This is a genomic window from Enterobacter cloacae complex sp. FDA-CDC-AR_0164, assembly GCF_003071645.1.
In the GTDB taxonomy this organism is placed as follows: domain Bacteria; phylum Pseudomonadota; class Gammaproteobacteria; order Enterobacterales; family Enterobacteriaceae; genus Enterobacter; species Enterobacter ludwigii.
Genome location: NZ_CP028950.1, coordinates 2336855 through 2360302 on the forward strand (window position 1 = coordinate 2336855; position 23448 = coordinate 2360302).

At 54.3% G+C, this 23448-nt stretch carries 21 protein-coding genes; 12 read left to right on the forward strand and 9 right to left on the reverse strand.

What is annotated here, in order from left to right:
• Nucleotides 1-6: 6 nt before the first annotated feature.
• Genes AM410_RS11575 through manA form a run of 3 tightly spaced genes read left to right on the forward strand, consistent with a single transcriptional unit; the run spans nt 7 to nt 4835 of the window.
• The gene (locus AM410_RS11575; RefSeq protein ID WP_108647846.1) at nt 7-2202 is read left to right on the forward strand and encodes a CBM35 domain-containing protein; all 2196 of its coding nucleotides are present in this window, start codon (nt 7-9) and stop codon (nt 2200-2202) included.
• A 51-nt stretch (nt 2203-2253) separates the two neighbouring features.
• Complete coding sequence (locus AM410_RS11580) at nt 2254-3672, forward strand: glycoside hydrolase family 1 protein (protein WP_032678911.1); 1419 nt, start codon at nt 2254-2256, stop codon at nt 3670-3672.
• On the forward strand, nt 3669-4835 hold the full coding sequence (gene manA / locus AM410_RS11585; protein ID WP_073396449.1) for a mannose-6-phosphate isomerase, class I: 1167 nt from the start codon (nt 3669-3671) through the stop codon (nt 4833-4835). Before AM410_RS11580 ends, manA begins: the two co-directional genes overlap by 4 nt.
• A 77-nt stretch (nt 4836-4912) precedes the next feature.
• Here manA and AM410_RS11590 read toward each other — a convergent pair whose 3' ends face one another.
• The 5 genes from AM410_RS11590 to AM410_RS11610 all read right to left on the reverse strand — a co-directional run bounded on the left by AM410_RS11590 (nt 4913) and on the right by AM410_RS11610 (nt 11423).
• Complete coding sequence (locus AM410_RS11590) at nt 4913-5983, reverse strand: ABC transporter ATP-binding protein (protein ID WP_020883751.1); 1071 nt, start codon at nt 5981-5983, stop codon at nt 4913-4915.
• The gene (locus tag AM410_RS11595) at nt 5976-7745 is read right to left on the reverse strand and encodes an ABC transporter permease (protein WP_073396450.1); all 1770 of its coding nucleotides are present in this window, start codon (nt 7743-7745) and stop codon (nt 5976-5978) included. Before AM410_RS11595 ends, AM410_RS11590 begins: the two co-directional genes overlap by 8 nt.
• Nucleotides 7746-7823: 78 nt before the next feature.
• Nucleotides 7824-8912 (reverse strand): ABC transporter substrate-binding protein, encoded by a 1089-nt coding sequence (locus tag AM410_RS11600; protein ID WP_020883753.1) that lies wholly within the window; start codon nt 8910-8912, stop codon nt 7824-7826.
• A gap of 168 nt (nt 8913-9080) precedes the next feature.
• On the reverse strand, nt 9081-9782 hold the full coding sequence (locus tag AM410_RS11605) for a response regulator (protein ID WP_073396451.1): 702 nt from the start codon (nt 9780-9782) through the stop codon (nt 9081-9083).
• A 3-nt stretch (nt 9783-9785) separates the two neighbouring features.
• Nucleotides 9786-11423: an ATP-binding protein gene (locus AM410_RS11610; protein WP_014171486.1), complete on the reverse strand. Its 1638-nt coding sequence runs from the start codon at nt 11421-11423 to the stop codon at nt 9786-9788.
• A gap of 178 nt (nt 11424-11601) precedes the next feature.
• Between AM410_RS11610 and yjdI the strand changes: the two genes are divergently transcribed.
• Nucleotides 11602-11832, forward strand: a complete 231-nt coding sequence (yjdI, locus tag AM410_RS11615; RefSeq protein ID WP_020883756.1) for a 4Fe-4S mono-cluster protein YjdI — start codon at nt 11602-11604, stop codon at nt 11830-11832.
• A gap of 10 nt (nt 11833-11842) precedes the next feature.
• Entirely contained in the window at nt 11843-12115 is a 273-nt protein-coding gene (locus tag AM410_RS11620) for a GNAT family N-acetyltransferase (protein WP_014171484.1), read from the forward strand.
• 28 nt (nt 12116-12143) lie between these two features.
• Here AM410_RS11620 and AM410_RS11625 read toward each other — a convergent pair whose 3' ends face one another.
• Nucleotides 12144-12755, reverse strand: a complete 612-nt coding sequence (locus AM410_RS11625) for a LysE family translocator (RefSeq protein ID WP_032680350.1) — start codon at nt 12753-12755, stop codon at nt 12144-12146.
• 116 nt (nt 12756-12871) lie between these two features.
• Here AM410_RS11625 and AM410_RS11630 point away from each other — a divergent pair, with 116 nt between their 5' ends.
• On the forward strand, nt 12872-13345 hold the full coding sequence (locus AM410_RS11630) for an Lrp/AsnC family transcriptional regulator (protein ID WP_025203324.1): 474 nt from the start codon (nt 12872-12874) through the stop codon (nt 13343-13345).
• Between the two features lie 32 nt (nt 13346-13377).
• Here AM410_RS11630 and AM410_RS11635 read toward each other — a convergent pair whose 3' ends face one another.
• A complete protein-coding gene (locus AM410_RS11635) occupies nt 13378-14607 on the reverse strand; it encodes an amino acid permease (protein ID WP_049023254.1) in 1230 nt (409 codons plus the stop codon).
• 118 nt (nt 14608-14725) lie between these two features.
• Nucleotides 14726-15187: a multidrug/biocide efflux PACE transporter gene (locus AM410_RS11640; RefSeq protein WP_014171480.1), complete on the reverse strand. Its 462-nt coding sequence runs from the start codon at nt 15185-15187 to the stop codon at nt 14726-14728.
• Between the two features lie 103 nt (nt 15188-15290).
• Between AM410_RS11640 and AM410_RS11645 the strand changes: the two genes are divergently transcribed.
• From AM410_RS11645 to AM410_RS11660, 3 genes are all read left to right on the forward strand, one after another.
• A complete protein-coding gene (locus tag AM410_RS11645) occupies nt 15291-16157 on the forward strand; it encodes a LysR family transcriptional regulator (protein ID WP_073396452.1) in 867 nt (288 codons plus the stop codon).
• Between the two features lie 93 nt (nt 16158-16250).
• The gene (locus AM410_RS11650; RefSeq protein ID WP_040018879.1) at nt 16251-17429 is read left to right on the forward strand and encodes an acetyl-CoA C-acetyltransferase; all 1179 of its coding nucleotides are present in this window, start codon (nt 16251-16253) and stop codon (nt 17427-17429) included.
• 317 nt (nt 17430-17746) lie between these two features.
• Complete coding sequence (locus tag AM410_RS11660) at nt 17747-18430, forward strand: porin (protein WP_014171477.1); 684 nt, start codon at nt 17747-17749, stop codon at nt 18428-18430.
• A gap of 152 nt (nt 18431-18582) precedes the next feature.
• Here AM410_RS11660 and AM410_RS11665 read toward each other — a convergent pair whose 3' ends face one another.
• Nucleotides 18583-19758 (reverse strand): oligogalacturonate lyase family protein, encoded by a 1176-nt coding sequence (locus AM410_RS11665; protein WP_108647850.1) that lies wholly within the window; start codon nt 19756-19758, stop codon nt 18583-18585.
• Between the two features lie 298 nt (nt 19759-20056).
• Between AM410_RS11665 and kduI the strand changes: the two genes are divergently transcribed.
• The 3 genes from kduI (at nt 20057) to araE (ending at nt 23447) form a co-directional block, all read left to right on the forward strand.
• The gene (kduI, locus tag AM410_RS11670) at nt 20057-20893 is read left to right on the forward strand and encodes a 5-dehydro-4-deoxy-D-glucuronate isomerase (RefSeq protein WP_032680355.1); all 837 of its coding nucleotides are present in this window, start codon (nt 20057-20059) and stop codon (nt 20891-20893) included.
• Between the two features lie 63 nt (nt 20894-20956).
• On the forward strand, nt 20957-21718 hold the full coding sequence (gene kduD / locus AM410_RS11675; protein ID WP_073396458.1) for a 2-dehydro-3-deoxy-D-gluconate 5-dehydrogenase KduD: 762 nt from the start codon (nt 20957-20959) through the stop codon (nt 21716-21718).
• A 295-nt stretch (nt 21719-22013) separates the two neighbouring features.
• A complete protein-coding gene (gene araE, locus AM410_RS11680; RefSeq protein ID WP_226777985.1) occupies nt 22014-23447 on the forward strand; it encodes an arabinose-proton symporter AraE in 1434 nt (477 codons plus the stop codon).
• Nucleotide 23448 lies beyond the last annotated feature (1 nt).

Below are 23448 nucleotides of genomic sequence, written 5' to 3' on the forward strand. Positions count from 1 at the left end.
AAAGAGATGGCTTTCCCGATTCGAAAACTGCTTCTCGTCTCCTTACTCTCCGCGCTGGGAAGCGCGGGGGCTCTGGCGGCCGAGCAATCCCATTTTGAACACTTTATTACTCGCGATGGCGCAGCGTTAAAAGATGGCGATCGCGTCTTTCGCTTCGCCGGGATCCACGCCCCGGAGCTGCATCGTATAGAAGATGACGCGCGCGGAACCTGTAAGGCCGATCCGCGCGGCTGGGGGCAATACTTTAGATGGCCGACTGCTGAAGAGCAGGAGAACTGGATCAAAGCGCTGGTGCAAACCGGTGCTAAAGCACAGCGCGTATATGTGCTTTCCGTGCAGCAGGAAAATGATGCTGCCTGCGGACGTGAGACACATATTCTGGCACCGGCAACGCCGGACGGCATGCCGCGGCTGAATGAAACGGCCATGAAAGTGTATGACAACATGATTGCCGAGGCAGATAAGCAGGGGCTGCGCCTGATTCTGCCGTTTATTGACCACTGGTGGTGGTGGGGGGGACGAGAACAGCTGGCCGCGTTTTATCATGAAAAGCCGGAAGATTTTTATCGAACCGACAGTAAAACCTACCGTGCTTATCAGGATGTGATCCGTCAGGTGATTACCCGTACCAACACCATTACGGGACGCCATTACTACGATGAAAAGGCGATCATGGCCTGGGAAACGGGTAATGAGCTGGAAAACACCAACGCTGATTTCCTGCAGAAAACGTCGGCCTGGATCCGCAAGTGGGCGCCTCATCAGCTTGTCGTCGATGGTACCTATAAAAAGGTGAATGATTTCGCGCTCAACGATCCGAACGTCGACATCATCAGTAACCACTATTACACCAACGCCGAGAACAACCACCCCGAGCAGGTTCGTAAAGATCTGGAGGCGATTGGCGGCAAAAAGGTCTATCTGGTTGGCGAATTTGGTCTGCTCGATCAAAATGACCTTAACACTATCATGCAGGCCATTGTGCATACCGAGGTCAATGGCGCGCAGGCGGCGGGGGGCTTTATCTGGGGCTTCCGTGGTCATCGTCATGATGGTGGTTTTTACTGGCACAAAGAGTTTACCGGGCACTACAGCTACCATCTGCCTGGCTTCCCGGTTGAGGGCAAAGCAAACCAGGAGATGGAGGTCGTCAATCTGGTGCGAACCGCCTCGGCGCAAATGGCGGGGCTGAGCCAGGCGCCGGCTCTGCCGGTCCCGGAAGCGCCTAAGCTGCGCGAGAGCAACTCACCGTTTGCCATTAACTGGATGGGATCCCCCGTCGGGCGTTATTACGATGTGGAGAGAGCGACTCAGCCACACGGCCCGTGGACTCGCGTTGGTCAGGATATCTCTGACGGCAAAAATGAGTGGGATCCGGCAAAAATGGATCTCTTCCGTGATGACTATCGCAGCCTGACGCTGGGCCAGACTTACTACTACCGGGTGATCGCAAAGAACGAAAGCGGTCAGTCTGCGCCTTCAAACGTGATTCGCCTTGAGCATACGCAGAAAAACCTGCCGCCGGTCATCACTCTGCAGGATGCGCTCTCTACCACCGTGGATAAAGGCGTTCAGCTCACCGCGGCCTGGCAGGATGACAATCTGCCGGAGCCGAAGGTCAGCGTGGCATGGCATCACGAAGGCAAGGATAACGTCCACTTTTGTGACAGCACCAAAGCGGAAACCCGTGCCTGGTTCTCGGCTCCCGGTGACTATGCGTTGACCTTTACCGCTGACGATGGACTGCTGAAAAGCAGCAAGACGGTAAACGTTAGCGTGAAGGCCGCGGCGGGACCCGTGCCGGCGGACTACTGTCATTTTGGCGGCGGAACGCTGGACGTCAGCAAGGGGAAACTGAACATCACCAAGAGCGATAAAGATACGTTAGCGATTGGTGAAGACGGTTTCCTTGGTCCTTTTGCCAATGACGGAGACAGCGTGACCTGGCAGGTTAACGCCCCCTGGGACGGTAAGTTTGCCCTGCACGTGAAATTTAACGGCAAATGGGGGAGTAAGAAAAACTCATTCATTGTGAACGGCGGAACGCCGGTGAGCATTGAATTCCCGCAAACGGATGAGAAAGGCCAGACGATGATCGTACCGGTCACGCTCAGGGCAGGGGACAACACCATTAGCTTTGGCAAGTTCTCTGGCGACTGGGGATATATGTTCATCAAATCAATTGAAGTCACTGCAGAGTAGTTATTTGGCTGCCCTGTTCGGGGCAGCCCTTTTTTTCATTCAGGAGGCGTTATGAACCGGTATCAATTCCCGGAAGGTTTTTTTTGGGGCGCAGCGGCATCAGGTCCGCAGACGGAAGGCATAGCCAATAAGCCGCACCGTTCTGTCTGGGACAGCTGGTTTGCCGAACAACCGGAGCGTTTTTTTCAGCAGATTGGTCCGCAGCACGTTTGTGAAACCTACAGTAAATATAAAGAAGACGTAGCCCTGATGAAGCAAACGGGGTTTAACTCGTTTCGAACCTCTATTCAGTGGTCGCGTCTGATCGATGATTTCAAAACCGGACAGCCAAACCGCGACGCCGTCCGCTTCTATAACGATTACTTCGATGAAATGATTGCCAACGGCATCGAGCCCATCATCAATCTTTACCATTTTGATATGCCCGAGGCGCTGCAAAAAGCATATGGCGGATTTGAGTCATCCTACGTAACCGAGCTTTTTGCCCGCTTCGCCCGCACCGCGTTCGAGCTGTTTGGCCATAAGGTGAAATACTGGATAACCTTTAATGAGCCGATCGTACCGGTGGAAGGCGGTTATTTATATGACTTCCATTATCCGTGTAAAAAAGATGGCAAACTGGCGGCTCAGGTCGCCTTTAATATTATGCTGGCGCACGCCAGGGCGGTGAATGTCTACCGTGAAATGGGCTTGCCGGGTGAGATTGGTGTCGTGCTCAACCTCACGCCTTCTTATACCCGCAGCGACAGCGAGGCCGATAAAAAAGCGGCCTGGTATGCCGACCTGCTGTTTAACCGCAGCTTCCTCGACCCGCTGGTTAAACATGAATTCCCCAAAGAACTGTGCGAAATCTTAACCGCAAACGGCTGCTTACCAGAGGTTTCACGGCAGGATGTGGAGACGATCCTGCAGTCGAGAATTGATTTTCTGGGGGTGAATTATTATGTGCCGAGAAGGGTGAAAGCGCGGGAAAGCGTTTACGCGCTCGATTACTTCACGCCGGAAGTCTATTTCGAAAATTACATTGATCCTCAGGGACGGTTTAACCCTTATCGCGACAATAACGAGATCCATCCGGAAGCTATCTATGACATTGCCTGCAATATTCGCGATAACTACGGCAATATTAAATGGTATCTGGCGGAAATTGGCATCGCGATGGATCTGCAGTCCGAAGGGCCGGTGCAGGCTGATGGCGTGATAGATGACACCTTCCGTATCGCTCTGATGGAGGAGCATCTGGCTCAGCTGCATCGTGGTATCGCTGACGGCGCCAACTGTTTTGGTGTTCATCAGTGGACCTTCATTGATAACTGGTCCTGGATCAACAGCTTCAAGCGGCGATATGGCTTCTGGCGTCTGGATTTAGCCACCGGGGAGCGACAAATCAAACGTAACGCATTGTGGTTTGCGCAGCTGGCGGCTGAAAATGGCTTCACCCCTGGCGAATGTGAAAAGGATACGCAATGAGTCAGCCTTTTTACCGGATGCGTAACGGCATCAAAAATTACGCCTGGGGCAGTCGCGTAGCGCTTAATCATCTTTTTGGCCTGCTCAACCCTGACGATCAACCCCAGGCCGAGGTCTGGATGGGAAGCCACCCCGCAGGCTGCTCGGAGATTGAAACCGATACAGGGTTACGCTCTTTACAGGACCTTATTTCACAGAGGCCGGCAGAGATGTTGGGCGCCTGCGCGGGAGAAACTGCGGGGCAGTTGCCTTACCTGCTGAAGTTGCTGTCAGCGGAGCGCGCACTGTCGCTGCAGGTACATCCCAATAAGCTTCTGGCAGAAGACGGGTTCGCCCGTCAGGGCAACCTGCCCGGAGAGGATTACACCGATGCGAACCATAAGCCCGAGCTGGTTTTTGCCCTGACGCCTTTTATGGCCATGAACGGCTTCCGGCCGTATCAGGAGATTGCTAATCACTTTTTGCGCCTGGATGCCCCGGCCCTGACGTCCGCGCTGTCGCTGTTTCGCAACAACCTGCATGCTGAAGGGCTTAAGGCCTTTTTTACGCGTCTGATGGCGCTTGAGCCGACGGAAAAAGAGGGCGTGCTGACGTGTCTTGAAGCGCGACTTGCATGCGGGGTGTTTGCTCCGGTAGCGCCCTTTATCGAACGGCTACTGCGAGACTACCCGGGGGACATCGGGGCTCTGGCCCCGCTGTATCTGCGCTGCATTACGCTTGCGCCGGGTGAGGCGATGTTCCTGCGCGCCGGTACGCTACATGCCTATGTGAACGGTACGGCGGTAGAGGTCATGGCCAGTTCTGACAACGTGCTGCGTGCGGGCTTAACCCCCAAGAACATCAACGTGGCAGAATTAGTGCGCTGTACGGTGTTTGACGAAACCCCAGCCGACCGCCTCAGGATGCATCCGCACCGGGAAGAGGGGATGCAGCAATACCCGATCCCGGTAACGGATTTTCGCTTTAGCGTTATTGAACATTGCGAGCAGCAAAGCATCGGGACAGACCGTGCGCAAATTCTGCTGGTGCTGAAGGGAAGTGCCACGCTCAGCCACCCCGAGGGTGCCACCATGACGCTGAACGCCGGTCAGTCCGCGTTCATCCCGGCGGTCACAACCTTATGGACGTTGACTCAGCACGGGCAGTCTTGCCTGGTAAGCTGATGACGTAAGGCTTTCACTGCCGTGTGCAGGCAGTATGTCGGGTATAAAAAAGGCTGCTTATCGCAGCCTTTTTACATTTAGTTTTTCGGGAAGATCCACACGTGCTTTTCAGGCAGCGAAAGGTGGCAGTGCAGCGGGTCCCGGGCCTCGTGACCATAGGCGCGAATGACAAAATCATCCCCCGGCGTGCGGAACAGGTATTCCCAGCGGTCACCGAGATACATGCTGGTCAGTAACGGGAGCGCCAGCTGGTTTTCACCCGGCCCCTCGACCACCGCCACGCGCTCGACGCGGATCACCGCGGTGGCGTCTTCACCGCTTCGTACCCCTTCACCGGCCTGACCCCACAGCACCCAGCCTTTGCCTTCGATACGCGCTTTACCGTCACGTACTTCCGTTACTTTGCCGTGCAGGCGATTATTGCTGCCCATAAACTCAGCGGTAAACAGCGTTTTCGGCGAGCCGTACATCTCCTGCGGTGTGCCCTGTTGCTCGATTTTACCGTTGTTAAGCAGCAGGATACGGTCGGAAATCGACATCGCCTCATTCTGGTCGTGCGTTACCATCAATGCGGATAAGCCCAGCTTGATAATCAGCTCACGCAGGAATACGCGAGCCTCTTCACGCAGCTTAGCGTCGAGGTTAGAGAGCGGTTCATCCAGTAAAATGACCGGCGGGTTGTAGACCAGCGCCCGGCCAATTGCCACGCGCTGCTGTTGTCCACCGGAGAGCTGGTGCGGGTGGCGTTTGCCCAGATGGCCCAGCCCGAGCTGGTCCAGCACGTCCTGTACGCGCTGCTGGATCTCTTTGGCAGGAACCTTGCGCAGCTTGAGCGGATAGGCCACGTTTTCAAAAACGGTTTTGTGCGGCCACAGCGCATACGACTGAAACACCAGGCCCAGGTTACGCTCTTCCGCCGGGATCTCACTGCGCGGCGTGCCGTCATAGACTTTGTTTTTGCCAATGATAATCGAGCCCTGAGTCGGTTTTTCCAGGCCCGCCACCGCACGCAGCAGGGTGGTTTTCCCGCTGCCGGATGGCCCCAGCAGGGAGACCACTTCGCCGCGGTTGAGGTTCATGGAGACCCCTTTTAAAACAGGATTGTCACCGTAGGTCAGGTGCAGATCGTTAACCGCTAATTCAATCATGTATTTTGACTCCGAAACGAAGGGCAATGCCCAGACCTACCACCACCAGCAGGATGTTAATAAAAGAGAGCGCCGCCACAATATCAATGGCTCCCGCGGCCCAGAGGGATACCAGCATCGAGCCGATGGTTTCCGTGCCGGGTGAAAGCAGGTACACACCCGTTGAATATTCGCGTTCAAAAATCAGGAACATCAGCAGCCACGAACCGATAAGGCCGTAGCGGGAGAGCGGGATCGTGACATGGCGGGTGATCTGGCCACGCGTAGCCCCCGTACTGCGGGCGGCCTCTTCAAGCTCCGGCGCGACCTGCAGCAGGGTGGACGAGATGAGTCTCAGCCCGTACGCCATCCAGACCACCGTATAGGCCAGCCAGACGCTGAAAATGGTGCTGCGCAGCGAACGTAGCCAGACAATCAGGTTTTCACGCATCCAGTCGCTCCAGGTGAACCCGGAAAGCCAGCCCGATTTCAGCGAGTTATCCAGCCACATCGGCAGGAACAGGAACACCCAGAGAAAAGCCAGACCCGCGAGCAGGCCAGGCACGGCGCGCGGCACCAGGACGCTGTAATCCAGGAAACGCGTGGTATTGTCCGGTTTGCGGTGCATGGCGATACCGACAAACAGGTAGCACGCCACGGCCAGCGCGCCGCCAATGACCCCAATGGACATGGAGTTGACGATGGCGCGCAGCAGGTTCGGCTGCGCCCATATCGTGCGAAAAGTACTGAGGGAAAGCTCGTCCCACAGCGAAACGCCCACGCCCCAGTTTGAGATAAACGCGCGCAATACCACGCCGAGCAGGGGAACGCCGATCGTGACGGTAAGCCAGAAGGCGACCACCGCGCCCGCCACCCAGCGCCATTTACCCAGAGGTAAGGCCCGGGCCTGGGATGCTTTGCCTTTCATGGTCACGAAACGGTTGGCGGTGCGCATCAGGCGACGCTGCAGCATGACCAGCGGAATGGTGATACAGATCAGCACCACCGCAACCGCCGCCATCAGGTGGTAGGAAGGGGTACCAAGCTTGTTGGTCAGCTGGTACAGGTAGGTTGCCAGCACCATGTTGCCTTCCGGATCGCCGAGGACCAGCATCAGACCAAACACTTCAAGACCGAGGAAGAACAGCAGAACGATGGCGTACAAAATGGACGGGCGCACCATCGGCAGGCTGACCGAGGTCATCACCTGTAAGGGCGACGCACCCGCGGTACGTGCGGCCTCTTCCACATCGGAACCGACGCTTCGCAGCGCGGACGAAATATAGAGATAGGCATGCGGAACATGCGTCAGGCCAGCAATGACCACGATGCTCGACATGTCGTAGATATTCCACGGTACGAAACCAATCAGCGCCTGCGCCCAGAGGGATAAAAAGCCCACCGGACCGGCGGCCACCACGTAGCCGAATCCCAGCACCATTGGCGACACGAAAACCGGCACGAGGATCAGCGGTTCAATCAGGCGGCGGCCGGGCAGGTCGGTACGCACCATCAGAAAGGCCAGCACGCCCCCTAACGGAATGGCGATGATGACCAGCCCGAAAGCGAGAATAAAACCGCTTTTCAGCGCCTTATAGAAATCAGGGTCGGTGAAGATAAAACCAAATGATTCAAGGCTCCACTCTTTTGCCGGTGAAAAGAACGGGGCGGACAAGAAGCTCTGTATCACGATAAACGACAGCGGCGTGTAGATAACCAGGGCGGTTATCAACACGACAATACCGCGCGGCAGGCTTTGCCACTTTCTGCGTAATGTATTCATGGGGTATCCCTGGTGTTGCAGTCCAGCAAAACGAACTCAGGTAACAGGAGCGCGACGACCCGCGTCGCGCTCAGACGCTTATTTGGCGGCGGCGGTACGCCACTGTTTGATGTACTCCAGGCGTTTTTTCGGCTGCAGATACTCCAGCAGGCTTTCATCAACCGGAATAGGTTTCAGCGCATTGCCGAGCACTTTCGTCAGGCCATCGATATCATTTTTGCCGTCGATATCGTTACGAATGGACGGGATATCCGCCTGGCTTGCCAGAATACTTTGTCCTTTTTCAGACAGGACGTAGTCCAGCCACAGTTTCGCGGCATTGCTGTTTTGCGCCTGCTGGCTGATGAACGACACGCGTGATAACACCAGAGTGTAATCTTTTGGATAGGCGATCCCCAGCGACGGATCGTTCTTCGCGCGCGCTTCCGCATAGGATCCGAGGATATTAAAACCGATCAGGTTTTCCCCTGATGACACCCTCTCCATCATGGTGCCGGTTGAAGACTGAACGGCTAAGCCCCCTTTGGCGATATCGGCCAGGGTTTTGAAGTAGTTAGGATCGGCCTTGTGATCCTGCACCGAGAGCATAAAGCCCAGACCCGATTTTTCGATGTCGTAGGTGGTGACTTTGCTCTTGAATTTATCCGTCTGGCTGGCAATAAGCTTAGCCAGCGCCGCATGGGAATCAGGCACGTCGCCCGCCGGGATCAGCCGTTTGTTGTAGATAAACACGACGGGCTCATAGGTGGTGCCGTAGGCTTTATCTTTCCAGACCGCCCATTTCGGCAGCTGACTTTGCTCCGGTGATTTGTACTCCATGGCGTAGTCGGTAGCGAGCTTCAGCCCGGTGTCCATGGAGGAGCTCCAGACCACATCGCCGCTTCCGCCACCCGAGGCCTGTTCGCTGATAAAACGGTTGTACAGCTCGGTGCTGTTCATGTCGTTATATTCAACTTTGATGCCCGGATAGGTTTTTTCGAAGCCCTCAATCAGCGGCCCGGCAGCTTTGGTGTCGGTGGTGGAGTAGATCACCACTTTGCCCTCTTTGGTCGCGGCATCGACCATTTTTTGATAGTCAGCAGGGTAGCCCTGCGGCAAAGCAGACAGTGCGGAAGCAGAACACAGTACGGTAGCGGTAATCAGAGAAATTCGGAAAATGTTCGACATTATAGTTAACCTTTTAGTTACACTTGAGGAACTAATTGTCAACATAGCGCATGGCTCCGCGCCGACAATAGGGGGGCGCGGGTTGCGGTTCCGAAGTGTGATTGTCGGCGTCGTTTCAGCAATTAACACCATAAAATCCGCGACGCTTAGCAAACGAACGGTTGCGGATTACGTTTTCTCTGCCGCTTTGCGGTAAAGCCTTCTGGGATGACCGATATTGCCATACAGCATTTCGATGCTGATTAACCCACTTTCCACGCAGTATTCCAGATAACGGCGGCCCGTGGTTTTGCTGATCCCGACGTATTCCACCACCTCTTCCACCGACATTGTTTTTTCGGGGTGTTCCGCAAATAAACGCTTAATACGGTTCAGGGTGTGGGGCTCAATACCCTTTGTGGACGGGGTCTGCGAGGTGTCCGCGGCGGGGAGGTTAAACAGGCGATCCAGCGCATGCTGGTCGACAACCTTCACCTGCTGCACGGTGTGGATGAAACGCATAAAACGCTCCAGCGAGGCGTGCAGTCGCTGGAAAAAAACAGGCTTAATCAGGTAGTCAAACGCGCCGCTGCGCATGGCATGGCTACAGGTCTGCATATCGCTGGCTGCGGTGATAAAGATCACCGAGCATTCATAGCTTTTCAGGAGCGGGTTATCGATTAACGCCACGCCTTTACCGTCCGGGAGATAATTGTCCAGCAGTATCAGCCTCGGCTGATACTGGCGTATCAGGTTACACGCCTGCTCAATCGACGCGGCAATGCCCACCACGCGCAAATGGAAATTTTGCTCGATATACTCGCGATGCAGTTCCGCCAGGTGCGGCTCATCCTCAACAATCACAACATCAAGTGCTCGGGTCGTGGTCATGCGTTAGCCCTGTCGAACGGGGAGTGGATTGGGAATAAACACAGAGAATATCGTGCCTTGAGGAGCGTTATCCGTTATCTCAATGCTGCCGCCCGCCTTGTTGATATAGCCTGCCACCAGAAACAGGCCAATACCGTGCTCTGTGCCCACAATGTCGTTCTCGCTTTCCGGCTTGCTGCTGAATCCCTGGCGAAAGAGATGCGGTTTCATCGCCTCATCCACCCCGCAACCCCGATCGGCCACCTCTATCAGCAACTCCTGGTTGCGATCGGAAATGTAAAGCTCTACAGCTGCGGGAACCGGGGCTTTCAGGGTGGCGTCAACGGCGTTATCCAGCAGATTGCCAATCACCGACACCAGCTCCGTTTCCGTGATGCTGGCAGGCATGCGGGTGAGCTGGCAGGCGGGATCAAACTGCAGTTCAACGCCCTTTTCCCGGGCGCTGACATATTTCCCTAGCAGCAATCCGCACAGGGCCGGCGAGACAAAATGGGCTGAGACGAAGTCCAGCACGCGCTGCGCCCCTTCTGACTGTGCCTGGATGTAACGGATCGCCTCGTCATAGTGTTTCATCTGCAGCAACCCCACCAGCGTGGCGGTCCAGTTCAGCTGTTCATGACGCATAATGCGCAGGTTATCCGCATAGCGTTTAATCTGGCTTAGCTGGCTGCTGAGAGTGTTGATATCATTCTTGTCGCGAAAGCTATAAACCCAACCGCTTTCAACACCAGGTTCAACCTCAATCGCCACGCGGTTCACAATCACCTCGCGCTGGTTAAGCACCGCAATCTGGTCGTGGCTGCCGCGGCTAACCGAGGCGTAGCGCTGAGATAAAAAACCGGGGGACGTTTGCAGAACGTCTTCCAGCGGTTTGCCGATAAGCGCTTTCTCACTTTGATGAATATCCAGCATCTCTCTGGCGGCACGGTTAATTAAAATCAGCTGCTTTTCTTCATTGACGGCAAATACCCCTTCATACATTGCTTCCAGCAGCGCGCGTTGCTGTAAGACCAGTTGCGCAATATCTTTTGGCTCAAGGCGGAACATCTGCTTTTTAAGATTGCGGGTAAACAACCAGGAAAAAATAAACAGTAACAGCAACAGACCCATACCGTATAACCCGGACTGCCAGAGAATACGCGCATTGATATTCGCAATGTACGACGTCAAATAACCGACCGAGACAATCCCAATCACCTGATGCTGCGCATTAAAGATGGGCGCTTTGCTGCGCAGTGAAACCCCAATCCCACCCTTACGCACCGAAATAATCGTTTTGCCTTGTAATACCTCCGCATTATCCCCGCCGATCATCGGTAAATTGATGCGCTCCGGTGATTCTGAATGATAGAGATGCTGTTCCCGGGTATCGCCAATGACAATATAACTGGCATCACTTTCGGCCCGTATAGGCTGAATTAAACGGGCGATGGCGGGGATATTTCTGGCCGCGACGTTTTCCGCCAGACCCGGCATCAACGCGATTTCGCTGGCCTGAACCCGGGCGCGTTGGCCGAGATCGTGATGCAATTGCCGGTCAATAAAATGAAACAGGATGGTTCCCAGCAGAACTAACAGCAGGCAGGAGAAGCACACCAGCGCTAAAAAAAGTTTTACCTGAAAAGAGAGTCTGCGTTTCATACGACCTGACGCGGGGTGTCTGATTAGAGCGGTCTGCGCAGACTGACATGAGGAAATGGGGGATGCAATCTGGCGAAAACAGAGTTGTGACCTGGCTTTTCGTTTTGGGGGTTATAGCTATCAGGATCGCGTAAGGCTATGCTTCATCCAGCACCCGAATAATTACAGAGGCAATGTCGTGGATAAAGCGCTACTGGATGCAGGCTACCGGGCTTATACCGGAGAGAAAATTGACGTTTACTTCAACACCGCAATCTGCAAACACTCAGGAAATTGCGTGCGCGGGAGCGCTAAGCTCTTCAACCTGAAACGTAAACCGTGGATTATACCGGATGAAGTGGACGTCGAAACGGTTGTACATGTGATTGATACCTGCCCGAGCGGTGCGCTGAAGTATCGCCAAAAATAAGCGAGGAACCATGGATATTCTGGAAGGCCATAACAAGTTTTACGTCAACGATGCTGACGGTAACCAGGTTGCAGAGATTGTCTTCGTACCGACCGGTGAACATCTGAGCATTATCGAGCACACCGATGTGGATCCGAGCCTGAAAGGGCAAGGTGTGGGTAAACAGCTGGTGGCAAAAGTGGTCGCGAAGATGCGCGGTGAAAATCGAAAAATTATCCCGCTATGCCCGTTTGCCAAACATGAGTTTGATAATACGCGGGAATATGACGATATTCGGGCGTAGAAACACACCGGCAATGGCCGGTGTTTTTTCATCTGATCTGTTCAAACAGCAGTACCACCGCAATCACTACCATCATTCCCCCTGATGCTCTGCTCACCAGACGCGCGGCCTGCGGGCGGGTGGCCAGGATGGCTTTTGAACCGTATCCCACCAGCAGATAGACCAGCGTACAGGTGATGAGGTGTAGCAAGCCCAGCGCGGACATCTGCATCGCAACCGACCAGCTTCCCTTCGGGTCAGTAAATTGTGGAAGCAGGGCCAGGAACAGCAAAAAAACTTTCGGGTTAAGGCCGCTGATACATAATCCCTTCACCGCCCACTGTTTCCAGTTTGCCGCCGAGGTTGTGGCGCTTTCCGGTGCGCCAGGAGCGCGTAACAGTGAGATACCAAGCCACAGCAAGTAAAGTGCTCCCGCTATCGTCAGCCCGGATAATGCCAGCGGATGTTGCGCCATCATGACGCCCACGCCCGCGACCACAATCAGTGTCGCCAGCAGATGCCCGGACATGAGGCCCATCACTGCGGGTACCACGCGCCGCCCGTGGATGCCGGCGCTAATGGCGTAAGCCCAGTCGGCGCCCGGCGTCATGATGAGCAGGAAAGACACCACCCAAAACCCGGCCACAATACTCATTTCCATCGTCTGTAAAACTCCAGAATTTCACCCGTCAACAGAGAGAAAGCATATCGGTATCCGGACGAAATGAGTTTTCAATGTTATGCTCAAAAGACGGTGAAATTGACAAAATCTTCCACATGGACAGCATTGATCGAAAAATTCTTGCGCAGTTGCAGGCTGATGGCCGTTTATCTCTTACGGAGCTGGCTGAACGGGTGAACCTGAGCCTCTCGCCGTGTCACCGGCGCGTGCGGGCGCTGGAGCAAAGCGGGGCCATTACGGGATACCGGGCCAGTCTCGATCCCGCCAAAATGGGGTTTAACTTTCTGGCGATCGTGTTTGCGACTCTGAAAGAGGGTGACAGAAAAGCGGTGAGCGCCTTTGAGGAGGCGGTGGAAGAGATCCCGCAAATTGTGCTGGCGCAGCGTTTGTTTGGCGATCCTGATTATCTGATGCACGTCGTGACCCGCGACCTGCCGGCTTTTCAGAAACTCTATGATGAGAAGCTCTCTGCGATGCCCGGCGTTCAGCATCTTCGCTCAACGCTGGTCATGAAAACGGTCGTGCAGGACAGGCCGTTTCCGCTCGACCTCTCAGGGCGTGACGAATAACGCGCCCGGCAGAGCGCCGGGCGCAGGGGCTTTTAGCCTACAAACATCACTGACACGCACAGTACGCCAACGATCAGCGTCAACAGGTTGCCGACAGATCGGTACGGTTTCAGGGACGGGATCAGGTACGTCGACAGCGTCGGCATGATAAACAGGATCATGGCGATAAGCGGACCGCTGATGGCATAAATCATCGAAATGGCATTCGGATTAATGCAGCACACCGCAAAGGTGATTAACGACACCCCCATGATGGAGATCGCGCGGTTAAAGGCGCGGCTCTTTTTCACGCCCACCTGGTTCAGCGATGACTTCACAATCTCCGTCGCCCCTTCGATCACCCCAAAATAGGTGCCGAGGAACGATTTCGACATGGCGATAATCGCCACAATAATCCCGGAAATCCCCAGCCATGTCGGAGAAGAGGGCATCATCGACAGCGCTGACAGAATGGTTACCCCTTCCTCTTTTGCCGAAACGATATAGGACGGTGGAATTGAGAGCAGGCAGCTGAAGACGAAGAACAGCACGCTCAGGCAGATAATCAGGTACGCCACCTTCATGATTTTCTTGCACTTGTCCATGGCGGCGTCGCCAAACTTTTCACGGCGGTCAACGGCAAACGTCGAGATAATTGGCGTATGGCTGAAAGCGAATACCATCACCGGGATCGAAATCCAGACCTGATGCAGCGTATGGCGGTCAAATGCCATCTGGCTTGTGAGCAGCGCGGGTTGCCAGCTTCCGGTCAGATAGAGCGAGACAAACAGGAAGTAGGCGATCAGCGGAAACACCAGGAAGCCCATCACTTTTATGGTGATATGCCGTCCCATCAGGAAGATCAGATTTAACACCAGCACCACGCCAAAACTGACCAGCACGCGAACGGCGGTATCCACCGTCATGTGTTTTGCCAGCTGCTCAGTTAACGAGTTGGTGATGGCCACTGCATAAATCTGCACCACCACGAAGAAGGCGATGAAATAGAGCGTGGTGATCAGGTTGCCTATCTTCCTGCCGTAATAATGGGAGACGGCGCCGGTGATCCCTTCATTGCCTTTTGTTTTCGACGACAGGATGAATTGTGCCAGCGCGCGGTGCGGCCAGTAGGTTAATGGGTAGGCCACAAGGGCAGTGATAAACAGGACGATAGCGCCTGCGGAGCCCAGCTGAATGGGCAAGAACAGCGTTCCTGCGCCCACGGCCGTGCCATAGAGAGCGAAACTCCAGAGAGTCTCATCTTTTGACCAAATTTTCGACATTAGAGCAACGTATCAACTATCAAACCAACAGAATGGAGCGCAATTTACCATAATTATGGGTTGAGAGCGCAGTTGCTTCGAAGGAGTTTGGCCGGAGCGGGCGTCCGGCCAGAGGGAATTAGCCTGCGAGGGCGCGTCGCTGCTGGCGACGTTTAAGGAATTTCTCGCGCAGCGTATCGTAAGCCCAGTTATAGAACATGGTGTACGGCAGGAAGAACAGGAAGAAACCAATTTCCAGTGTGAATGCCTGCAGCAGCGTGACGCCCAGCACCGCGGCGACTATCGACACGCCGATCACAATAAACCCGCACTCGAATCCCAGCGCATGCAGTGCGCGAATTTTTGCCGTGCGTGTGATGCGGTGAACCGGCCAGAAACGGTCGAAGCCGACGTTATAGATAATGTTCCAGAGCATGGCGGTGGTTGCCAGGATAATGGTCAATCCACCCATCTCCACCACGGAACGTTGCATAAGCCACGCCGCCGTCGGGGCGAGGATCGCCGTGGCAATCCCTTCGAAACAGACGGCATGAAAGATCCGCTCCGGCAGTTTACGTTGGAGTGCATCCTGATGTTGCATAGTTTTAGACCTCGTGAATACGCATTTTGGCGTTGATGCGGCCTATTGTTATCGCTAAAGGTGATATATTAAAGATGGTATCCATCGATAAAGTAGATAGTGCATGCGTTATTCACCTGAAGCCCTTATCGCATTCGTTGAGACCGTCGCGGCTGGCTCTTTTTCTGCCGCCGCGCGTCGGTTACGTAAAAGCCAGTCGACCGTGAGCACATCCATCGCCAATCTTGAAGCCGATCTGGGCTTTGATCTGTTTGACCGTTCGGCCCGTCAGCCGGTGTTAACCGCCCAGGGCGAACAGGTGCTGGGTTATGTGCAGGCGATCCTCGCGGCCAGCACGCGGCTTGACGAACTGGCGGTGTCGTTAACGGCACAAACGGAGGCGCGCCTGACGTTTGTTCTTTCCGATACCCTCAACCCGGACGTGCTGGAAGACCTGATGAACCAGTTCGACCAGCGCTTTCCCCATACCGAATTTGAATGCCTGATTGGCGAGGAAGAGGACGTTATCGATCTGCTGCAGAAGTCGCGTGCGCAGGTTGGTCTCACGGAAGCGCGTGACAGTTATCCGACCGATATTGGTTTTACCCGGTTGCCGATACAGACCCGAATGGCAATCTATGTCGCGACCAACCATCCTCTGGCCGGGCAGCAAGAAATCCAGGCCGATGAGCTGCACGGCTGGCGGGAGTTGCGGCTTAGCACCTATCTGGAGCGGGAGGCAACGCTCGCACGCGGACCCGTCTGGTCGGCACCCAACTACCTGTTACTGCTCAGTATGGCGGTACAGGGATTTGGCTGGTGCGTGCTGCCGTGCGCGCTGGTGGATGAATTTGCCGCCGCGAAATCGCTGGTGCAGCTGAATGTCCCCGGCTGGCCACGGGCGATCGGTATCGATCTGCTCTGGAATAAACGATCCCCGCCCGGCGTTGCCGGAAGCTGGCTGCGGCAGTATCTGCAGGATGCGCGCTAATCCTTGTGATTAAACTCACTATTTTTAAACAATTAAGATAATTGCTAATAACAATCCACTACTATCGTCATGTCATTTAACACAGAGGTTGTGATGAAAGATGTCGTTATAGTGGGTGCGTTGCGTACGGCTATCGGCTGTTTTCAGGGGGCGCTTGCACGCCACTCGGCTGTTGATTTGGGCAGCGTAGTGGTGAAAGCGCTGGTGGAACGCAGCGGGATTGCAGCACATGAAATTGATGAGGTGATCCTGGGACAGGTGCTGACCGCCGGTGCCGGGCAAAACCCTGCCCGTCAGGCGGCGCTCAAGGGTGGCCTGCCCAATACCGTCTCCGCTATCACCATCAACGACGTCTGTGGCTCAGGGTTAAAAGCGCTGCATCTGGCGACGCAGGCCATTCAGTGTGGTGAAGCGGATGTCGTGATTGCCGGCGGACAAGAAAATATGAGCCGGGCACCACACGTGCTGACCGACAGCCGTACCGGCGCGCAGCTGGGCAACAGCCAGTTGCTCGACAGTCTGGTGCATGACGGTCTGTGGGATGCGTTCAATGACTATCATATGGGCGTGACGGCGGAAAATCTGGCTCGTGAGTATGGTATCAGCCGTGAGTTGCAGGACGCTTACGCGTTAAGCTCGCAGCAAAAAGCGCGCGCGGCGATTGATGCCGGGCGCTTTCGGGATGAAATCGTCCCGGTCAGCACGCAGCGTCAGAATGGTGAGGCTGCCGTGGTGGATACCGATGAGCAGCCGCGCACCGACGCCAGCGCTGAAGGGCTGGCGAGGCTCAATCCTGCGTTTGAAACTCAGGGCTCAGTGACGGCGGGAAATGCCTCCTCCATTAATGATGGCGCTGCGGCCGTGATGATGATGAGTGAAAGCAAAGCCCTCGAGCTGGATCTGCCCGTCCTGGCCCGCATTAAGGCATTTGCCAGCGTGGGTGTTGATCCTGCGTTAATGGGTATCGCCCCGGTTTATGCTACCCGTCGCTGCCTGGAGCGCGCAGGGTGGCAGCTCTCTGATGTGGATCTGATTGAAGTCAACGAGGCCTTTGCCGCACAGGCAATCTCGGTTGGCAAAATGCTGGAATGGGATCCCCTGCGGGTGAACGTGAACGGTGGGGCAATCGCACTGGGTCATCCTATCGGCGCGTCCGGTTGTCGAATTCTGGTATCGCTGGTGCATGAGATGAAAAAGCGCAATGCCCGCAAAGGCATTGCGACGCTCTGTATCGGTGGTGGACAAGGTGTCGCCCTCGCCATTGAACGCTAAAATCCCGCCCGCATAAAAGAGCCTCCCTTCAGGAGGTTTTTTTTTACATAACGTATGACGAATTAACCGTTATTAGTACATTCTCACTCTGGTATTGAATAATTACGGCCTTAATTATTATCGTTGTTAACGTCTTAGTGTGATCCCCCTCCGATAATTTCACGTTAATACACCCTGTTTGTTGATGGGGGTCACGTCCATCTTTGCCAAAAAAAATGAAACAAATAATTACGATCCCTGTCACTAAAATAATGTTCTTTAAAAAATAAACTGCAGTTTCATAAATAAGAAACATTATTTCAGTTGAGGGTTTTTTCATGTTTAAGAAATCTCTGGTCCTTACTTCCCTTATCGGTACGTCCTTCATGGCTCAGGCCGTTACCGTCGATCTGCGCCATGAATATATCGACAGTGGTGCCAATGCTGACCGTGTCTCGGTCTCACATCGCTTTGCTAACGGGGTCGGTTTTTCTGTAGAAGCTAAATGGAAATCCGGTGGTGATAAAGCCGACCAGCCGTTTGCGGATGTGGTGGGTAACGGGCATGAAGATCAAATTAGCTGGCGCTGGAAAGCGACTGAGAATATTGCACTGACGCCGGCGTTTACCCTTGAAAGTAACGATAGCCGCACAATATATAAACCGAATCTGCATCTGCAATATAGTTTCGACAATGGCTTCTATGTTGCCGCGCGTTATCGTTATGAATATACCCGCTACCCGTCAAGCTCGAATAAAGATGACGACAAAGTTAACCGTGGTGATGCCTGGGTTGGCTGGGTAATGGGTGACTGGCGTACCGAACTCAATTATGTTTATGCGAAGAGTTCTGAAGGTATGGTTCGTAATAATAACAAAGATTATTCCAACGAATATAACGCCAAGCTGGCGTATAAGTGGGATAAAAACTGGGCACCGTATGTTGAAGTGGGTAACATCGGCGTGAAAGATACCGATGAACGCCAGACCCGCCTTCGTTTAGGCGTGGCCTATTCTTTCTGATATCACATTATTCCGCTGAACATTGCCGGGTAGCGCCAGTGCCTACCCGGCTTACCCATGTCTGATAAGCGCCGCCCAACGGGCAAAAGCCCACTGAAAAAAAAGCCCTCCGAAACGGAGGGCAAGGCCAGTTACAGAAACACAAACTCAAATCATGCATGCAACATTTCAGGTTGCTCAGGAAGTTTCGCGATATAGAGGGCGGGTTGACCGTCTTTATCGGAACTGAACAGCACCGCTTTCTCATCCGGAGTAAAGGAGGGATGCGGGTGGGTGACCTGGCGGCTATTTGCCACCGTTGCCCAGGAGGTATCGTGACGGGCAATGCGGAAGTAACTTTTTTTCGCCACGTCAAAGGCGTACAGATAAGGATCGTTATCAATGGTGTAACCGTGCGTATCCTTCACATCAACCGGCGTGCCTGAACCATCGCCCACCAGCAGGGAGCCGTCAACGTTGCTCATCAGATGGGAACAGGCGGGCATTGGCATGACTGCGTCATTGACGCCCGTATCCGGATTGAAGCTGCAGATGGTGCGGCCCTTTTGGCCCTTCAGATAAGAGACATACACAAGTGCAGAACCGTTCGGCACCCAGAATTCATGGGTACAGCTTTCGCCTTCCGCATGCGTTTTCACTTTGCGCACGTGCGTACCATCTTCGTTGACCAGCCACATGCGGGCGTCGACCAGGTCGTGGGGCCCTTCATGGCAAAACGCCACCGTGTTGTCATCGAACGGACGATAGATAGGGTGGCCAAGCCAGTTTTTCTCTTCGTGGATTGTGGTGCTTAAACCGGTTTTCAGATCCACCCGCAGCAGTCGACAGTGCGGCCCCTTATGGAAGAAGTCGTGGAAAATTTTCCAGTCGTTGAGCGGCGTCCAGTCACGTCGGGCGATTTCTATCCCAACCAGTTTGGTGCAGTCGCTGTTGGCGACCCAGGTACCGTAACCGACCCAGTCATCAGGGACACGGTACACCTCGCGTTCTACCAGGGTATGGAGATCCACCTCCAGCAGCGTGCGGTCGTTCTTCACATAGTAGAAGGATTTATCATCCGGAGAGAGGAACCCGCCAAAGGTATTATCCCCCGCGCCTTCCGTCAGCTGTACCGCTTCGGCCTTCTGCAGATCCAGCAGGTAGTAGTTCCAGTGATCGTCAAACGCTCCTGCGAACAGCAGGTGGCTGCCATCATTAAAGAAGCACTTCTGGTAGAAGTAGTTGCGGTGACAGGTCACGTCGGGTGGGGTCAGGCGGGTGACTTCCACGCCTGTATCCGGATCGTGGCTGACCGCGTAGTTCAGCTTGACCCGCATACCTTTAGCCATAATGCACTCCTTTGAACGATAAAAGTAGATTAAAAAGTGAGTGTTAAATTATCAAAACAATGTTTCATTATGTGTGACTGATGGCGCACTTTGTCTGTTTCATTGGCGAGATTACTGTCTGGCTCTCTTTATCGTGATCCGAACGCCATTTCTGGTATAAACAAACAGAAAAAATGAAACGTTGTTTTAAATGTAATTGAAAACCCCCTTCTCTGGGGCTAGACTGTGCTCATCATGAAAACGGAACGTCGTTTCGTTAATTTTCTGCCTGCGGGCACGATCATTTCTGGAGGTTACGGTGGACGTCAGACAAAGCATCCACAGTGCGCACGCCAAAACGCTGGATACTCAGGGGCTGCGCAATGAGTTTTTAGTCGAGCAGGTGTTCGAGGCCGATAAGTACACCATGGTCTACAGCCATATCGACCGTATTATCATTGGCGGGATTATGCCGGTGACGCAGACCGTCTCCGTGGGCGGTGAAGTGGGTAAACAGCTTGGTGTGAGCTATTTCCTTGAGCGTCGCGAGCTGGGCGTGATTAACATCGGTGGCCCCGGCACCATCACCGTAGACGGACAGTGCTATGAGATAGGTCATCGCGACGCGTTGTATGTCGGTAAAGGGGCGAAAGAGGTCGTGTTCGCCAGCATCGACAGCGGTAAACCGGCGAAGTTTTACTACAACTGTGCGCCCGCACATACCCCGTATCCCACCAAAAAAGTGACCCCGGCGGATGTCGCCCCGGTGACGTTGGGTGACAACCTCACCAGCAACCGTCGCACCATCAATAAATACTTTGTTCCGGATGTGCTGGAAACCTGCCAGCTCAGCATGGGGCTGACCGAGCTTGCTCCGGGCAACCTGTGGAACACCATGCCGTGCCATACCCACGAGCGCCGTATGGAAGTGTATTTCTACTTCAACATGGACGAGGACGCCTGCGTGTTCCACATGATGGGGCAACCGCAGGAAACGCGCCATATCGTGATGCATAACGAGCAGGCGGTGATTTCGCCGAGCTGGTCTATTCATTCGGGCGTAGGCACGAAAGCGTACACCTTCATCTGGGGTATGGTCGGTGAAAACCAGGTCTTTGATGACATGGACCACGTCGCGGTTAACGATCTGCGCTAGCCGCAGTCAGTTAAGCATAAACCTGCCTGTTGGTGACAGGCGCTGAAAGATTAAGGAACAAACATGATTCTGGATGCATTTTCTCTGCAGGGTAAAGTGGCTGTGGTGTCCGGTTGTGACACCGGACTGGGCCAGGGTATGGCGTTAGGGCTGGCGGAAGCGGGCTGCGATATCGTCGGGATTAACATTGTTGAGCCTACTGAAACCATCGAGCGCGTCACCGCGCTGGGGCGTCGTTTTCTGAGCCTGACCGCCGATCTGCGTAAAATTGACGCCATCCCTGAACTGCTGGATCGCGCGGTGGCGGAATTCGGCCATATCGACATTCTGGTGAACAATGCCGGACTGATTCGCCGTGAAGACGCGATTAATTTCAGCGAGCGCGACTGGGACGACGTGATGAACCTGAACATTAAGAGCGTGTTCTTTATATCCCAGGCGGCGGCGAAACATTTCATTGCCCAGGGGAAAGGCGGCAAGATCATTAATATCGCCTCTATGCTCTCCTTCCAGGGCGGTATCCGCGTGCCGTCTTATACCGCATCCAAGAGCGCGGTGATGGGCGTTACCCGTCTGCTGGCAAACGAGTGGGCGAAGCACAACATCAACGTCAACGCGATTGCGCCGGGGTACATGGCGACGAATAACACTCAGCAGCTGCGTGCTGACGAACAGCGTAGCGCGGAAATCCTCGACCGTATCCCGGCGGGCCGCTGGGGCCTTCCGGACGATCTTAAGGGGCCGATTGTATTCCTGGCCTCTCCGGCATCCGATTACATCAACGGCTATACCGTGGCGGTCGATGGCGGCTGGCTGGCGCGTTAATTGCGTGTTCCGTCTTAAACCTCTACCCGTGGGTGGAGGTTTTTTTTGTCCAAAAATTGCCATTATCCATATGGCTCAAGACGAAAAATCCATACTAAAAAATCATAAATGATATGCATCACAGTTTTATTGCTTAAAAATTAAATGATTAATAAAAACTGGCGGTATTTCTTCGTTAGTTGAAATTGTAATGTCCATCACAGATCGCTATGCCACAGCGAAATAATCCATATCTTCGCGAATTACGGCCTGACACTTTTCCGCGCTATCTCGTAATTTCAGTTAACGAATTTCGCTGTTCAGGCAGGAAAATATGACATCTATAAATGACTCTACCCTTATGCCCGCCGCGTTGCGTGATACCCGACGCATGAATCAGTTTGTCTCCATCGCGGCTGCAGTGGCCGGTTTACTGTTCGGTCTGGATATTGGCGTGATCGCCGGGGCGCTGCCCTTTATCACCGATCACTTTACGTTGAGTAACCGCCTGCAGGAGTGGGTGGTCAGCAGCATGATGCTGGGTGCGGCCATCGGCGCGCTGTTTAACGGCTGGCTTTCGTTCCGCCTCGGGCGAAAATACAGCCTGATGGTGGGGGCGATTCTGTTTGTCGCCGGCTCCATTGGGTCAGCATTTGCCACGAACGTGGAAATGCTGCTGCTCTCCCGCGTGCTGCTCGGTGTGGCGGTGGGGATTGCCTCTTACACTGCGCCGTTGTACCTCTCCGAAATGGCGAGCGAGAACGTGCGCGGCAAGATGATCAGTATGTACCAGTTGATGGTGACGCTGGGTATCGTGCTGGCGTTTCTGTCTGACACTTATTTCAGCTACAGCGGCAACTGGCGCGCGATGCTGGGCGTGCTGGCGCTCCCGGCGCTGGTGCTGATTGTTCTGGTGATTTTCCTGCCAAACAGTCCGCGCTGGCTGGCGCAAAAGGGCCGTCATGTGGAAGCGGAAGAGGTGCTGCGGATGCTGCGTGATACCTCAGAAAAAGCACGTGAAGAGCTGAACGAGATCCGCGAAAGCCTGAAGCTGAAGCAGGGGGGCTGGGCGCTGTTTAAGATCAACCGCAACGTACGTCGCGCGGTGTTCCTCGGCATGTTGCTGCAGGCGATGCAGCAGTTCACCGGGATGAACATCATCATGTACTACGCGCCACGTATCTTCAAAATGGCGGGGTTCACCACCACGGAACAACAAATGGTTGCCACGCTGGTGGTGGGGCTGACCTTTATGTTCGCCACCTTTATCGCGGTGTTCACCGTGGATAAAGCCGGACGTAAACCGGCACTCAAGATTGGCTTTAGCGTCATGGCGCTCGGTACGCTGATCCTTGGCTACTGCCTGATGCAGTTTGATAACGGCACGGCCTCAAGCGGTCTTTCCTGGCTCTCTGTTGGCATGACCATGATGTGTATTGCCGGATATGCGATGAGCGCTGCGCCCGTCGTGTGGATCCTGTGTTCCGAAATTCAGCCGCTCAAATGCCGTGACTTTGGCATCACCTGTTCCACGACCACCAACTGGGTGTCGAACATGATCATCGGCGCGACCTTCCTGACGCTGCTGGATTCAATTGGCGCGGCAGGAACCTTCTGGCTCTATACGGTTCTTAACGTCGCGTTTATCGGGGTCACGTTCTGGCTGATCCCTGAAACCAAAGGTGTCACGCTGGAGCATATCGAGCGCAGGCTGATGTCCGGCGAGAAGCTGCGTAATATTGGCGTGTAAT